A 16,098-nucleotide genomic window follows, 5' to 3' on the forward strand; every position below is an offset into this window, starting at 1 on the left:
GTGTTACATGTCAAGCACTTTAAATGTAGCGAAAGAAATAGAGCAAGTAGTGCCGCAAATTTTACAGTGGAGAAGATATTTACATGAAAACCCTGAACTATCGTATGAAGAATATGCTACTGCAGATTTTGTTTACAATCAGTTAATCTCTTTTGGAAATTTAGTCGTAACGAGGCCGACAAAAACAAGTGTGTTAGCTGTTTTAAAGGGGACGTTACCAGGAGATTGTTTGGCATTCAGAGCAGATATGGATGCTTTGCCGATACAAGAAGAAACAGATTTACCGTTCGCTTCTAAAGTAGCGGGTGTAATGCACGCTTGTGGTCATGATGGTCATACTGCTATGTTACTAGGCGCTGCTAAAATTTTATCTACGTTGCAGCAATCTTTAAAAGGGGAAATTCGCTTCATCTTTCAACATGCTGAGGAATTATTTCCAGGAGGCGCTAAAGAGATGGTAGCAGCCGGTGTAGTGGATGGTGTTGATCGCATAATAGGATTGCATTTATTTTCTACGCTTCCAACAGGCAAAATAGGCATTTGTGCAGGCCCTTTTACAGCCAATTCAGATACGTTTGATTTAGAAATAATCGGAAAGGGAGGCCACTCCTCTCAGCCTCATGATTCTATTAATCCGATTTTAATAGGGTCGCAAATTACAAATGTATTACACCATATCATTCCGCAAAAAGTGAATGCAGAAGAACGAGCGGTACTTGCGGTGACAGAGTTTCATGCGGGCAGCGCCAAAAATATTATCCCTGATCGCTTAGTAATAGGTGGAAGTGTCCGAACATTCTCGCAGCAAGTGAGAGAACGTATTGCCCAACAAATAGCCATGCAAGTTCAGCATACGGTTGCTGCACATGGTGCTGATTATAATTTTACGTACAATGATGGTTATTCATCAGTAATAAACGATGAACAATTAACTGCCGTAGTGGAAGAGGTTATCCAACAGCATTTTCCTTCCGATACCATTTTGCACATAGGGCCATTTATGGGCGGAGAAGATTTCTCGGCATTTTTAACAAAAGTACCTGGTGTATTTATCGCGATTGGAGCAGCGTTTGATGATGAAACATTCAATTATCCTCATCATCATCCTAGATTTGCAGTAAATGAAGATTCATTAGCAATTGGATTAAAACTTTTTGTTCATTCAGCTTTAACATTAAATAGTTAAAGGGGAGATTAAATGGTTCAAGAACCTGTAATTGCAGCGATGATTATTTTAGGGCTCGTTGCGCTAGGAGAAATCATTTCCGTTATTAGTAAAGCAAGAGTGCCAATGCTTTTTGTGGCAATGATGGGCTATTTAATTTTGTTATGGCTAGGAATTTTTCCGAAGGATTTGCTTGAAAACTCGACATTTTTAACGGTTGGCGCTTTATTAGGAACGGCACCTATTTTAGTTCATATGGGTACTTTAATTCCATTACGAATGATTCGCTCCCAATGGAAAGTAGTGTTAATTGCAATAATGGGTATGTTTTTTGCTTCACTCTTTATTTTAACAATTGTGACCGTCCTTTTTGATTATCAAACTGCTGTTGCAGGTACGGGACCATTAAATGGGGGGATTATTGCAGTTTTAATTACATCTGAGGGGATAAAAGAATTGGGGTTTGTCAGCTTATTGACCATCCCTGCATTAATTATGGCTTTGCAGTCGTTAATTGGAATTCCACTAGCAAATTTATTGTTACGCAAACATGCAACGGTGATTAGTGAGCAAATAAAAAGCGGTTCGTATATAGCCTCCAACACGGTTGCATTTGGTCAAGAAGATAATGATCAATTAATCGTTCCTAAAAAGTTTCAAACGCCTTTAGTATTACTGTTTATGTTGTTTATTGGTGGGGCGCTAGCCGTAGTTTTAGCCAAATTAACTGGAATTCCGTATAGCTTATGGGCGTTGGCGATAGGTATTATCGGTCGGTTAGTGAAATTTTATCCTGAACGTGTTATGGAGAAATCAAATAGTTTTACCGTTGGGATGGCAGGAATTATTTTCATCGTTATTGGGATGATGAACGATATTACATTTGAGATGTTTATTGATAAATTACCTGCTGTGTTAACAATTCTTTTCGTAGGAGTAACTGGCATTTTATTAGGGGGGTTACTAGGATCTAAGTTATTAAAGGTGAATCCTTTTCTTGGGATTCCAGTTGCATTAACGTCTACATTCGGCTTTCCAGGTGATTACATTGTATGTGAGGAAGTCAGTAGAAGCATTGGTAAAACGGAAGAAGAGCAAAGAAAAATCTTTAATGAAATATTAACACCAATGCTTGTAGGAGGGTTTACGACGGTAACCTTGGGAAGTGTTATTATTGCAAGTATTTTGATTAAAACAATATAAAACAGACAGTGGGGATGTAGATGTTAGATAATCCTGTTTTAATCTCAGTCATTGTGTTGTCCATTTTAAGTTTATGTGGTATTCACGTATTATTTGCTTTATTAATTGCGGCTATTGTCGCAGGGCTTGTTGCTGGTTTATCGCTCTCTGAATCACTTTCAATTTTTATTGGTGGAATGGGAGGTCAATCTGAGACGGCATTAAGTTATATATTGTTAGGAATTTTTGCGGCATTAATTGCGCATTCTGGCTTAGCAAACATTCTGATACAAAAATTATTGTCACTCGAAAAGCCTAATAAATACATTTTAATCTTTGCGTTGGCAATCATTGCGTGTTTATCAGGAACACTGATTCCCGTACATATTGCCTTTATTCCAATATTGATACCACCACTTTTATTTTTCTTTAATCAATTAAAAATGGATCGTCGTGCATTAGCATCAGCCCTAACATTTGGCTTAAAAATGCCCTACTTGTGGATTCCCGTTGGCTATGGATTAATATTTCAAGGAATTATTGCTAATGAGATGACAGCCAATGGAATGGCCATTATTCAAAGTCAAATACCGAAAGCGATGGCTATTCCTGCTATTGGTATGTTTGTAGGTTTAGCGATTGCTGTATTTGTTTCCTACAGAAAACCGCGAGAGTATAAGCAACTAGAAGAGGATATTAAAGATTATGAGCAAGCAAAATTAGAAAATAAAAAGGCATCCTTGGATACGAAAGGATGGATAGCAATCGTTGCCATTTTTGTAGCACTGGGCATTCAATTATCATTAAGCTCATTAGTATTAGGCGCATTATCAGGCATTATCATTATGTTTATAGGCCGTGTAGTGTTTATTAAGGATAGTGAAGAAGTGGTCCAAAATGGCGTCAAACTAATGGGGGTTATTGCTTTTATTATGCTAATTGCCTCAGGCTATGCAACGATTTTAAAAGAAACAAATGCTATTACGGAGCTTGTAGAGGCAATGACTGGTATGACAGGACAAAGCAAACTTATAACAGCTATCCTTTTATTATTTATCGGTTTACTAGTAACAATGGGGATTGGCACATCTTTTGGGACCATTCCTATTTTAGCTGTAGTGTTCGTGCCGTTATGTGCGGCAGTTGGGTTTAGTGCGCTTGCAACAGCTGCGCTAATTGGAACAGCAGGTGCATTAGGGGATGCGGGTTCCCCTGCCTCTGATAGTACATTAGGTCCGACATCAGGGTTGAATGCAGATGGGCAGCACAATCATATATGGGATACTTGTGTACCTACATTCTTACATTATAATATCCCTTTATTTATTTTTGGCATAATCGCAGCAATGGTTTTATAGATAAAAAAGTCGTAACAATCAAAGGGGTGGAGTTCTAGATGGAAGTTATTCAGTTGGATGGTCATACATTGACGATAACGCAAATTGATCAAATAGCGAGGGGGCATGCTCAAGTTGCCATTGCACCAAGCGCTTTAGAAAGAGTGCAAGCAAGCCGTGCTCGAATTGAACAAAGATTAGCGGATGGACATACTATTTATGGTGTAAATACAGGGTTTGGGAAACTAAGCGATGTCCAAATTGCCGACGAGGATAATGAATTATTACAATTAAATTTGCTACGCGCTGACGCGGTTGGTGTAGGGGTGCCGTTGGAAACAGCAGTTGTTCGTTCAATGATGGTTTTACGTGCCAATGCTTTAGCGAAAGGATACTCTGGCATTCGGCAAGCAACACTTCAATTACTAGTGGATTTAATTAATCATAATGTTCATCCTATTGTCCCTTCCCAAGGATCTGTTGGAGCAAGTGGTGATTTAGCCCCCCTGTCACATATCGCATTAGTGTTGATTGGAGAGGGCAAGGCAGAAGTAAATGGACATGTTATGTCAGGGCAGGAAGCATTAGCAAAAGTGGGGTTAACAGCTGTCCGACTGCAAGCGAAAGAAGGACTTGCATTAATAAATGGGACACAGGCGATGACTGGCATAGGGGTAATGACAATTAAAGAGGCGGAACGTCTTGGCTATATAGCAGATATGGCAGCCTGTCTCACAATGGAAGCGTTACAGGGCATTATTTCTGCATTTGATGCTGATTTATTGGCTGTGCGCCCTCATGCTGAACTTGCATCGGTTGGTAATCGAATTCGAAAGTGGTTAACTGGTAGTCAAAGGATAACGACGCAAGGTGCAGTCCGTATGCAGGATGCCTATTCAATACGTTGTGTGCCGCAAGTTCATGGTGCATCTTGGCAATGTTTTGATTATGTACAGCAACGTTTGCAGACGGAAATTAATGCAACGACAGATAACCCGATTGTATTAGAAAATGGTGAGGTATTATCTGGTGGTCATTTCCATGGGCAGCCGATTGCACTTGCAATGGATTTTTTAAAAGTAGGCGTAGCGGAGTGGGCGAATATTTCTGAGCGAAGAACGGAACGTTTAGTAAATCCTCAATTAAGTGGATTATCACCATTTTTAGCAACAGATCCAGGACTTGAATGTGGTTTGATGGTCGTGCAATATGTTGCAGCATCTCTTGTTTCTGAGAACAAAGTACTTGCGCATCCATCGAGTGTCGATTCTATTCCTACCTCTGGCAATCAAGAGGATCATGTCAGTATGGGGACAACTGCGGCAAGGCAAGCACGACAAATTGTGCATAATAGTGCACGTGTGCTAGCCATTGAATTAATCGCCGCTTCTCAAGCTATTTATTTAGAGCAAGCAGAAGAGCAATTAGCACCTACAACACGTAAATATTTAAATATCATACGTTCGTTTTGCCCACCATTAGAAGGGGACAAAGCGATTGGTGAAGAAACAGAGGCACTCGCAAACTATTTATTAAATAGTAATGATATTTTAACGATTGGGTAAAAATTGTTTGAATGCCTAGCGCTTAGGATTTAAAGAATATAAATAATTCAAACAAAATTATATTAAAAAGAACTATAACGCCAACAATTATTAATACACTCTGTGTAGCAATATCTAGAATGAAGATTATTGTTATTAATATTATCATTGCAATAAGTATTTCTATATAACCTTTTTTTCTAACATTCATTAAATCAGCTCCTAAACTAATTTAAGTTGATATTATATTGGGCATTCTGTTCAACTTAAAGCTTTGCTTTATAGTTGAAGCATAAAACCCTCAGTTAGAAGTCGTTTAATATTTATGAAATTTTATATGTTACCCTTGAACATTACCACTGAAATAGAAATCAAAGCATCGAAAATAAAGAGAGTACGGGAACGTTTTTCGTTCTCGTACTCTCTCATTCGTTTTTGTTTCGAAAGTACTTAGAACGTTACGTGTTGAGTGAACCATTATAATTCCTTACGTTTGCTCGCAGCTTGTATTCCTAGTTCCTCGCGATACTTGCTGATCGTGCGTCTCGCAATTTGAATTTGATGGGAGTTTGCTAGTATTTCAGCAATCTTTTGATCAGATAATGGCTTTTGTTTATTTTCTGCTGTAATAATATTTTTGACCATTTCCAAAATGGAAGTTTGAGAATGTTGCGCTTGCATATTGTCAATTTTTGAAGAAAATAAATCTTTCCATAAATACGTTCCAGCAGGTGTTTGAATACGTTTGTTGCGAATTGCTCGGCTTACCGTTGAAACATGCATATCGATTTTCGTTGCGACATCTTGTAGGGTAAGCGGTTTCAAAGAAGAGAGACCATGAATGAAAAATGCTTGCTGATGCTCTAAAACTACAGACATTATTTGAATAATTGTTTGTCGACGTTGCTGTAAGCTATGTATAAGCCAGTTATAATGCTTGAAATGTTGTTTTACATATTTTTGCTCAGATTGAGGTAAAAAAGAAGTAATGTTTTTATAGCTTTCATCGAGTTGAACTATCGGTAATGAGCCATCATTTAAACTAAAGTGTAATGTCCCGTCTTCAAGAAAAACGATAATGTCAGGAGTGACATACAACGTATCATTCTCTTGGCTCAACGTACAAGGTACTGGTGTTAATTGTTGTAGCCGATTAATGCAATTTGATAATTGTTCCTTTGATAGCTGCAGCGATTTCTGTAGAGCTAGGAATTTTCGTTCGGCTAACAGAGATAAACCGCTTTGGATAAGCTGTTGCAAATCAAAGTCTTTCTCTTCAATTTGCAACAAAAGACATTCTTGCAAATTACGTGCACCTATTCCAGCAGGGCCAATTTGCTGTAATAATTGAATGGCGCGATCATGCTGTTGTACTGAAAGGTGGCCAATCTGTAGTGGCGAATACCCTTTATGATCTAAGTGCATAATTACGGTTTGGGTAAGTCGTATATCTTCCCCCTCAAAAGTTAGTGCAGCTAATTGTAATAACTCCTCACGATAGTTTGGTTCCGCACTCTTTGTATAAAATTCGTTGGGCATAGTTGAAGCAGAGTTATAGGTAGTACTAAAAACTCTCTCCTGAAAAGTTGGCGATTGTAGATCAATTAATGGATTTTCTAATTGTTGTTCATAAAGAAATTGCTCTAATTCATAGGCATTGTATTGTAGTAATTCAATAGACTGCTGTAATTGAGGTGTCATCATCACTTTCTGTTGTTGTTGTAGCTTTAAACTCGGGTCCATTATGATTCCTCCTGTCTATCACTTTTTCTTATCATATCATATAACTGAGTGAATTTTCAGAAAAATATCAACTATATACTAGTTTTTGCTGTATTACTTTTATACAAAGATTTTTATAGAAGATTTATTTACATAAAAAAGAACGGCGTAATGCCGTCCTGTAAAATAATTTTCATTTAATATAAAGCACCGTTTTTATAGATGCTTACTGTAAAATTAGTCGTAAATGGGATAACGACACCTTGATAACTGTAGTGGCCAGCAAAGTGGGCGAAATGAAAGTTCTATAGAACATGGAGCACGGACAATTCAAGTTATGATGAGAATTTAGAAAGACAAAATAACGATTAAATCATCATAAATTTAACAAGTTCTCCAGGTTTAAAGGTACTAAGCTAAAAACCTTTAAAAAATATCAGAATAGGTTGAATAATCTATATATAATTTAAGCTGTTCGATAAATTTGGTCAGTTTTTATGTTATGAATAAAAAAGTAATCCTTATAATTGTAAAAAAGGTTTGTTTCGTATGAATTTAATAGTAAAATAATGGGAAAAAGAGAGTGTATATGAAAAAAATGAGAGTATTTGTTTTATCATTATGTATTCTGTCTGTCATTGTTATTGCATGCCAATCAAATGAAAGTGTAAATATTTCAAAGGTCAGTATCTCTAAATCAAGTGGTTTCGGTAAAGTGAATGCTAATTTTTTTGGAGAATATGAAGATAATAATACGCTCGATATATTTAACAATGCCTTCGCCAGTGCTGTAAAGAGAGAGGGGATAGTAGATATGACTGAGCCTGAATTTGATTTAAAGGTCATTTATATAGATGGAACTAAGCAAGGTTATTATCTATGGCTAGGGGAACAAGGACAAAAAAGTGCCTTAATGAAGGTGAATGATACACACGTTACTTATGCTATCCCAGAAGAAATAACAGATCAGTTAATTAATCTTCTTAAATAATATTTTACTCCAAAGCTTTTGCTAGGAGGTCTTTTCTTTTATTCGAAAGGTCTTTAAAGCTACCATTAATGGATTCTTTCTATTAATAACAATTCAAAGAGTTCACATATTATTGAAAGTTTATTGTCAATTTGTACTAACTCGTTTTTACTGTCGTTCATGTATCTGGATGGATTCATGGCGTTCTCCATAACGTTTGTTTATAATGGGGAAATGGAAAAACTCAACTAGAAAGAAGGGATAGCTATGGCACGAGGTGTTTACATTCATATTCCTTTTTGTCATCAAATCTGCAACTATTGCGATTTCAATAAGTTTTACTTTAAAAATCAACCTGTAGATGAATATATCGAAACACTAGGCAAGGAGATGGCGCTTGCGACGGAAAAATATCCACATAGTTTTACCCAAATAGAGACGATTTTTCTTGGTGGAGGCACACCAACTGCTTTATCTCCAGATCAATTGACAAGACTGCTCAAACTGATTCGCACGTATATTCCGATGGACAGTGTGACAGAATTTACATCAGAGGCGAATCCAGATGAATTATCAGAGGCAAAAATGCATGCCTTGTTTAATGGAGGCGTTAATCGTTTAAGCATGGGCGTGCAATCATTCGATCAAGAATTATTAAAAAAAATTGGCCGCACACATAGCAATGCACATGTCTATGACACAATTGCACTTGCAAAAAAAGTTGGTTTTAAAAATGTAAGCATCGATTTAATGTATGGCTTGCCAGGCCAAACAATGGAGCAATGGAAGGATACACTAGAAAAAGCGTTCGCACTTGACCTCCCGCATTTTTCAGCGTACTCCCTTATAGTGGAACCAAAGACGATTTTTTATAACCAATATGCAAAAGGGAAGTTAAGCTTACCGACGGAAGATATAGAAGCAGATATGTATGATGTCCTTATGCAAGAGATGCAATCGCATGGCCTTCTGCAATATGAAATTAGCAATTTTGCAAAGACTGATTATGCTTCGACTCATAATAAAATCTATTGGGAAAATGATGAATATGCTGGTTTTGGTGCAGGCGCACATGGCTATATAAATGGTGTACGCTATTCAAATCATGGTCCTTTAAAAAAATATATGGATGCTGTAAGTGCAGGGGATTTGCCTATTATGCAGGACCATGTGGTGACTGAGACTGAACAGCGAGAAGAGCAAATGTTTTTAGGACTGCGTAAAACGGAAGGGATTGCGCACGCTATATATGAAGAAAGATTTAAAGAGCCGATGATGAATCGCTATGGACAAGTTATAGATAAATTAGTATTAGAAGGTCTATTAGAGCATGATAAAGTAGGTATTCGTCTTACGCGCAAGGGGCGTTTTGTTGGAAATGAAGTTTTTCAACAATTTTTACTAGAAGATTGAGCGATATCGTTGACAGAAAATGTGGGATTTGATAACTTAATAATAGTATTAGCACTCCTCTTGGTTGAGTGCTAACAGAGGTGATAATCATGCTAACAAATCGGCAATTACAGATATTGCAAGTAATCGTAGATGATTTTATTATGTCTGCACAGCCGGTAGGTTCTCGCCAAATCTCAAAAAAACATGAGATTACATTTAGTCCAGCCACTATTAGAAACGAAATGGCGGATTTAGAGGAATTAGGTTTCTTAGAAAAAACACATACTTCCTCTGGTCGAGTGCCTTCGGAAAAGGGGTATAGATTTTATGTAGATCATTTGTTGAGTCCACAGGGCATTAATTCTAGGGATATTCAGCAGATTCAATCGATTTTCAATGAACGTCTAGTAGAAGTAGAGCACATTATCCGAAAATCAGCCAATATTTTATCAGAGCTGACATCGTATACATCGATTCTTTTAGGACCAGATGTCCAAAGACATCGAGTAAAACGTTTTTCTATTGTGCCACTCTCAAGTGATGCTGCAGTAGCGATTATCGTAACGAATAACGGTCATGTTGAGAATCGCATGTTTAGTTTACCACCTAATTTTACCGCTGCTGATTTAGAAAAAATGGTTAACATCTTAAATGAACGCTTAGTTGGCGTTTCATTAGATGAAATCCACAAGAAATTGGAAATTGAAATACCCGCCATTTTACAACAACATGTGCGATCTGCGGATGATTTTATCCATTCGCTCGTTTCAGCTACAATGCAAAATTCGGAAAGTAAAATTTTCTATGGTGGCAAGACAAATATGTTCAACCAGCCGGAATTTCACGATTTAAATAAAGTCCGAATGATACTGGACTTAATGGAAACGACTAGCCAAGTGCAGTCGCTCTTCCATCCGAACGAATCGGGTATTCATATTCGTATTGGCTCGGAAAATAAGCAGTTAGAAATGGAAAACTGTAGTGTCATAACAACGACATATTCAATAGGTGAAGATCAACAAGGAGCCATTGCAATTATTGGTCCAACACGCATGGATTACAAGCGTGTGGTTGCTTTGCTTGAAGTAATGCGCATGGATTTAACCCAAGCTTTTACGAAGAATCGTAGTGATTGATAATGAGGAGGATTTAAGTGACTGAAACAACTGAAAACAAAGATCTTGTACAAGAAAATGTACAAGCTGAAAACGAATCAACTGTCGAGCAAACAGAAACACAAGAAGTAGAACTAACAGTGGAAGAGCAGTATGAAGCAAAGCTAGCAGAGTTGCAAGCAAAGCTAGATGACGAGGAAAATCGTCACCTACGCTTACGTGCAGACTTCGATAATTTACGTCGTCGTTCTCAGCTTGATCGCGAGGCTGCCGAAAAATATCGTGCACAAAATCTATTATCGGATTTACTGCCGGTATTAGATAATTTTGAACGTGCTTTGCAAATTGAACCGACTTCTGAGGAAGCAGTATCAATCGTAAAGGGCATCGAAATGGTCTACCGCTCACTATTGGAAGCAACAGAAAAAGAAGGCTTACAAGTTATTAAGGCAGAAGGTGAACAGTTTGATCCAAACGTCCACCAAGCTGTTATGCAAGAACAAGATAGTGAAAAAGAACAAGGTGTAGTGTTACGTGAGCTGCAAAAAGGGTATATTTTAAAAGATCGCGTATTACGCCCAACGATGGTATCTGTAAACGAATAGTCAAAGCATTAAGCAAAAATATTTTAGTTAATTAACGCAAATTTGCGTTTTAATAATAGGAGGAAATTTTACTATGAGCAAAATTATCGGTATTGACTTAGGAACAACAAACTCTTGTGTATCTGTACTTGAAGGCGGAGAACCAAAAGTTATTCCAAATCCAGAAGGAAATCGTACTACACCATCTGTAGTAGCATTTAAAAATGGTGAAAAACAAGTTGGTGAAGTGGCAAAACGCCAATCAGTGACAAATCCAAACACAATTATTTCAATCAAATCAAAAATGGGTACAGCTGATAAAGTGAAAGTGGAAGATAAAGAATATACACCACAAGAAGTTTCAGCAATGATTCTTCAATACTTAAAAGGCTATGCAGAAGATTACTTAGGTGAAAAAGTAACAAAAGCAGTAATTACTGTACCTGCTTACTTTAACGATGCGCAACGTCAAGCGACAAAAGACGCTGGTAAAATTGCTGGTCTTGAAGTAGAACGTATTATCAACGAACCAACAGCTGCTGCACTTGCTTATGGTTTAGACAAACAAGACGTAGATCAAAAAGTATTAGTATTTGACCTTGGTGGTGGTACATTCGACGTATCAATTCTTGAATTAGGTGACGGTGTATTCGAAGTATTAGCTACAGCTGGAGATAACAAACTTGGTGGGGACGATTTCGATGATGCAGTTATCGAATATCTAGTAGCTGAATTCAAAAAAGAAAACGGCATCGACCTTTCTAAAGATAAAATGGCTATGCAACGTCTGAAAGATGCAGCTGAAAAAGCGAAAAAAGATTTATCAGGTGTAACTTCTACACAAATTTCTTTACCATTCATTACAGCTGGTGAAGCAGGTCCATTACACTTAGAAATCTCTTTAACTCGTGCGAAATTCGATGAAATTACATTACCATTAGTAAACCGTACAGTAGGTCCAGTACGTCAAGCATTATCTGATGCAGGCCTATCAACTTCAGAAATTGACCAAGTTATTTTAGTTGGTGGATCGACTCGTATTCCAGCAGTACAAGAAGCAGTACGTAAAGAAACTAGTAAAGAGCCTCACCGTGGCGTTAACCCTGACGAAGTAGTAGCGATGGGTGCTGCAGTTCAAGGTGGCGTATTAACTGGTGATGTGAAAGACGTAGTACTTCTTGACGTAACACCACTTTCTTTAGGTATTGAAACAATGGGAGGCGTGTTTACAAAATTAATCGATCGTAACACGACAATTCCAACATCTAAATCACAAGTGTTCTCAACTGCGGCTGATAACCAACCAGCAGTAGATATTCACGTATTGCAAGGTGAACGTTCTATGGCAGCGGATAACAAAACATTAGGTCGCTTCCAATTAGCGGATATTCCACCAGCACCACGTGGTATTCCACAAATCGAAGTTACATTTGATATCGACAAAAATGGTATCGTTTCGGTTAAAGCGAAAGATTTAGGTACAAATAAAGAGCAAACAATTGTAATTCAATCTGATTCTGGTTTATCAGACGATGAAATCGAACGCATGGTAAAAGACGCTGAAGCGAATGCGGAAGCCGATGCAAAACGTAAAGAAGAAGCAGATCTTCGCAACGAAGCGGACCAATTAGTGTTCCAAGTTGATAAAACAATTGCTGACTTAGGTGAGCAAATTACAGAAGATGAGAAAAAATCTGTAGAAGATGCTCGTGATGAACTTAAAAAAGCGCTTGAAGCTGGCGAATTAGAAGGTATTAAAGCAGCGAAAGAAAAATTAGAAGGCGTATTACAGCCTCTAGTAATGAAAGTATACGAACAAGCGGCAGCTGCAGCACAAGCAGCTCAAGGTGGCGAGGCAGGTCCAGATGCTGGAGCTGATAAAAAAGACGACATCGTAGACGCTGACTTTGAAGAAGTAAAAGACGACAAATAAGAAATTATCAACATAACAGTAAAGTGAAGAAGCCAAAGACCGCTTGCGGCTTTGGCTTTTCTCTTTCTATACAATTGTTTTTTGAGTTTGAATAGACGAAATTGAAGTGGCAAGGGCTTGTCAATTCGACTATGAAGCTTAGAAATATGGGTAGAAAAGTGAAAATTATGGCGAAAATAGAGGCAGTTTTTTAGACTGCATGTTACAATAGATTTTATGCAAAAAGAGCGGAGTGTGAATCATGGAGAAACGCGATTATTACGAGGTGCTTGGTTTAACGAAATCGGCTTCTAAAGATGACATTAAAAAGGCATACCGTAAATTATCAAAACAATACCATCCTGATCTAAATAAAGAGCCAGGTGCAGATGAAAAATTCAAAGAAATTGCTGAAGCTTATGAAGTATTAAGTGACGATCAGAAAAAAGCGCGCTACGACCAATTTGGACACGAAGATCCAAATGCAGGTTTTGGAGGCGGCGGTTTCGGAGGCGGCGGCTTTGGCGGCTTCGAGGATATTTTCAGTTCATTCTTTGGCGGTGGTGGACGCCGACAAGACCCGAATGCACCACGTAAAGGTGACGATCTGCAATACCGCATGAATATTAAATTTGAGGAAGCGATTTTTGGGAAAGAAACAGAAATTGAAATTCCTAAAGACGAAACATGTGAAACATGTCATGGCTCAGGTGCAAAACCAGGTACAACTCCTGAAACATGTTCTACTTGTAAAGGTGCAGGACAAATTAATCAGGCTGTTGATACACCATTTGGCCGCATGATGAATCGTCGTACTTGTACGACATGTCACGGAACAGGTAAAATCATTAAAGAAAAATGTTCAACTTGTCGCGGTGAAGGTAAAGTTCAAAAACGTAAAAAAATTAAAGTATCCATCCCAGCAGGGGTTGATGATGGTCAACAAATTCGTGTAACAGGTCAAGGTGAACCAGGTATTAACGGTGGTCCAGCAGGTGACTTATACATTATGTTCCGCGTTCAAGGGCACAATGAATTCGAACGCGATGGCGATGATATTTACTACGAATTAAAATTAACATTCCCTCAGGCAGCATTAGGGGATGAAATTGAGGTACCTACTGTACATGGTAAAGTGAAATTACGTATTCCAGCGGGTACACAATCAGGTGCACAATTCCGCTTGAAAGATAAAGGTGTAAAAAATGTTCATGGTTATGGAACAGGTAACCAATATGTAACAGTTAGAGTTATTACGCCAGAAAAATTAACAGAGAAACAAAAACAATTACTACGTGAATTTGCAGAAATTAGTGGCGATATTCCAGAAGAACAAGGAAGCTCACTATTTGATAAAATCAAGAAAAAATTCCAAGGTGAATAATTAGAGGAGCTGAAGAGCTACGTGAAGTGGTCAGAACTATCCATTCATACAAAAAATGAAGCGGTGGAAGCAATTTCAAATATTTTGCATGAAGCAGGAGCTAGCGGTGTTGTAATTGAGGATTCAGCTGAATTCGCGAAGCCACGTGAAGATCAGTATGGTGAGATTTACGCGCTAAATGAAGATGATTTTCCAAAAGAGGGCGTTATCGTTAAAGCTTACTTATCAGAGTCTAGCTTTTTAAATGAAACAGTTGAAGAAATCAAGGCAGCGATTACGAATTTAACGAATTTCAACATTGATATCGGAGAAAATGTTGTTTCGATTGTAGAAGTGAACGAGGAAGATTGGGCGACAGCGTGGAAACAATACTATCACCCTGTTAAAATTTCGGAACGTTTTACAATTGTACCGACATGGGAAGACTATACACCAGTTTCAACGGATGAATTAATCATTGAGTTAGATCCTGGTATGGCATTCGGTACAGGAACACACCCAACAACGGTTATGTGCTTACAAGGACTTGAGAAAGTCGTTAAAGAAGGCGACACGGTTGTCGATATTGGCACAGGCTCTGGAGTTCTTTCGATTGGTGCAGCAATGCTTGGCGCAAAAAGTGTGCATGCGCTAGATTTAGATGAAGTGGCTGTACGTTCTGCCCAAGAAAATGTTGCGTTAAATAAAGTAAGCGATAAAGTTGACGTTTTCCACGGTAACTTATTAGATACTGTGAAAGAGCCAGCTGATGTTGTAGTCGCAAACATTTTAGCAGAGATTATTATGTCCTTTACTGACGATGCATTTACAATTGTTAAACCAGGCGGATTATATGTCACTTCAGGCATCATCGGAGCGAAACGAGATGATGTGAAAGCAGCACTTGAAGCTTCAGGCTTTGTTATTGAAGAAGTATTATTAATGGAAGATTGGGTAGCAATTATCGCTCGTCGACCACTATAAATTGACCAAGGAAGCGCCAAATCGTGAGCCGAGTGCTTACGGCTTGGCGTTTTCGTTATCAGAAAGGAGTATTAGCTATGCAACGTTATTTCATCGATACATCCATTGATTCAGCACGCATTACTGGTGAAGATGCGCGACATATCATGCGTGTTATGCGCATGAAAGAAGGTGCGGAGATTATCGTCGTTGCACAAGACACAGCTTATATTTGCACAATTACTGCATTTGAAGAGGATGATGTCATTGTGCATGCGACGGGACGAACAATTCCATCGCCAGAGCTTCCTGTTCGTGTAACAGTTGCTTGTGGGCTGCCTAAAGGTGATAAATTAGAACTCATTACACAAAAAGCGACTGAGCTTGGTATGTATGCCTTGTTGCCATTTGAAGCGGAGCGATCAATTGTAAAATGGGATGTCAAAAAGGGTGCGAAAAAACAGGAGCGCTTGCAAAAAATTGCAAAAGAGGCAGCGGAGCAATCACATCGCACGCACATACCCGAAATATACGAGCCAATAAAGTTTACACAGCTTGTATCGCGTATGGACGATTTTGACGCTATATTTATTGCAGATGAAGAAGATGCAAAGGCAGAAAAACGCACAAGGTTTGCGGATAAGCTAAAAAACGTGTATGATAAGGAGTCGAAATCAATCCTTATTATCTTCGGTCCAGAAGGTGGTATTGCGCGGAAAGAAGCTGATATGTTAAAGCAAGCTGGCGCGCAAACAATGTCTCTTGGTCCAAGAATTTTACGTGCAGAAACAGCGCCACTTTATGCGCTATCTGCAATATCATATGAATTTGAATGAAAGAGGTGTT

Annotated in this window: 13 protein-coding genes; 12 read left to right on the forward strand and 1 reads right to left on the reverse strand. The window is 38.2% G+C overall.

Features of this window, described 5'->3' with window-relative positions:
* Positions 1–7: 7 nt before the first annotated feature.
* The 4 genes from ACIQ1H_RS02235 to hutH are packed head-to-tail and all read left to right on the forward strand — an operon-like array spanning position 8 to position 5,249.
* Positions 8–1,186: a M20 metallopeptidase family protein gene (locus ACIQ1H_RS02235; protein ID WP_402886204.1), complete on the forward strand. Its 1,179-nt coding sequence runs from the start codon at positions 8–10 to the stop codon at positions 1,184–1,186.
* 12 nt (positions 1,187–1,198) lie between these two features.
* Positions 1,199–2,368 carry a hypothetical protein gene (locus ACIQ1H_RS02240; RefSeq protein ID WP_402886206.1) on the forward strand — a complete coding sequence of 390 codons (1,170 nt, stop codon included), beginning with the start codon at positions 1,199–1,201 and terminating at the stop codon, positions 2,366–2,368.
* 20 nt (positions 2,369–2,388) lie between these two features.
* Positions 2,389–3,705, forward strand: coding sequence for a Na+/H+ antiporter family protein (locus ACIQ1H_RS02245; RefSeq protein WP_402886207.1), 1,317 nt, complete (start codon positions 2,389–2,391; stop codon positions 3,703–3,705).
* A 38-nt stretch (positions 3,706–3,743) separates the two neighbouring features.
* Positions 3,744–5,249 carry a histidine ammonia-lyase gene (hutH, locus tag ACIQ1H_RS02250; RefSeq protein ID WP_402886209.1) on the forward strand — a complete coding sequence of 502 codons (1,506 nt, stop codon included), beginning with the start codon at positions 3,744–3,746 and terminating at the stop codon, positions 5,247–5,249.
* Between the two features lie 456 nt (positions 5,250–5,705).
* Here the strand turns inward: hutH and rpoN are convergent, their stop codons facing one another.
* Positions 5,706–6,971 (reverse strand): RNA polymerase factor sigma-54, encoded by a 1,266-nt coding sequence (rpoN, locus tag ACIQ1H_RS02255; RefSeq protein WP_402886211.1) that lies wholly within the window; start codon positions 6,969–6,971, stop codon positions 5,706–5,708.
* Positions 6,972–7,539: 568 nt separating this feature from the next.
* Here rpoN and ACIQ1H_RS02260 point away from each other — a divergent pair.
* The 8 genes from ACIQ1H_RS02260 (at position 7,540) to ACIQ1H_RS02295 (ending at position 16,088) form a co-directional block, all read left to right on the forward strand.
* Positions 7,540–7,941, forward strand: coding sequence for a YhfM domain-containing protein (locus tag ACIQ1H_RS02260; protein ID WP_402886212.1), 402 nt, complete (start codon positions 7,540–7,542; stop codon positions 7,939–7,941).
* Between the two features lie 246 nt (positions 7,942–8,187).
* Complete coding sequence (gene hemW, locus ACIQ1H_RS02265) at positions 8,188–9,333, forward strand: radical SAM family heme chaperone HemW (RefSeq protein WP_172772096.1); 1,146 nt, start codon at positions 8,188–8,190, stop codon at positions 9,331–9,333.
* Between the two features lie 89 nt (positions 9,334–9,422).
* Positions 9,423–10,451: a heat-inducible transcriptional repressor HrcA gene (gene hrcA, locus ACIQ1H_RS02270; RefSeq protein ID WP_402886214.1), complete on the forward strand. Its 1,029-nt coding sequence runs from the start codon at positions 9,423–9,425 to the stop codon at positions 10,449–10,451.
* 17 nt (positions 10,452–10,468) lie between these two features.
* Positions 10,469–11,035 carry a nucleotide exchange factor GrpE gene (gene grpE, locus ACIQ1H_RS02275; protein WP_402886216.1) on the forward strand — a complete coding sequence of 189 codons (567 nt, stop codon included), beginning with the start codon at positions 10,469–10,471 and terminating at the stop codon, positions 11,033–11,035.
* Between the two features lie 73 nt (positions 11,036–11,108).
* Complete coding sequence (gene dnaK, locus ACIQ1H_RS02280; protein ID WP_402886218.1) at positions 11,109–12,947, forward strand: molecular chaperone DnaK; 1,839 nt, start codon at positions 11,109–11,111, stop codon at positions 12,945–12,947.
* Positions 12,948–13,188: 241 nt separating this feature from the next.
* Positions 13,189–14,310, forward strand: coding sequence for a molecular chaperone DnaJ (gene dnaJ / locus ACIQ1H_RS02285; RefSeq protein ID WP_402886220.1), 1,122 nt, complete (start codon positions 13,189–13,191; stop codon positions 14,308–14,310).
* A gap of 21 nt (positions 14,311–14,331) precedes the next feature.
* Positions 14,332–15,273 carry a 50S ribosomal protein L11 methyltransferase gene (prmA, locus tag ACIQ1H_RS02290; RefSeq protein ID WP_402886222.1) on the forward strand — a complete coding sequence of 314 codons (942 nt, stop codon included), beginning with the start codon at positions 14,332–14,334 and terminating at the stop codon, positions 15,271–15,273.
* 77 nt (positions 15,274–15,350) lie between these two features.
* Positions 15,351–16,088 carry a 16S rRNA (uracil(1498)-N(3))-methyltransferase gene (locus tag ACIQ1H_RS02295; RefSeq protein ID WP_402886224.1) on the forward strand — a complete coding sequence of 246 codons (738 nt, stop codon included), beginning with the start codon at positions 15,351–15,353 and terminating at the stop codon, positions 16,086–16,088.
* Positions 16,089–16,098: the final 10 nt, after the last annotated feature.

Origin of the sequence: Lysinibacillus sp. NPDC097279, assembly GCF_044761745.1 — a bacterium.
Taxonomy (GTDB): Bacteria; Bacillota; Bacilli; order Bacillales_A; family Planococcaceae; genus Lysinibacillus.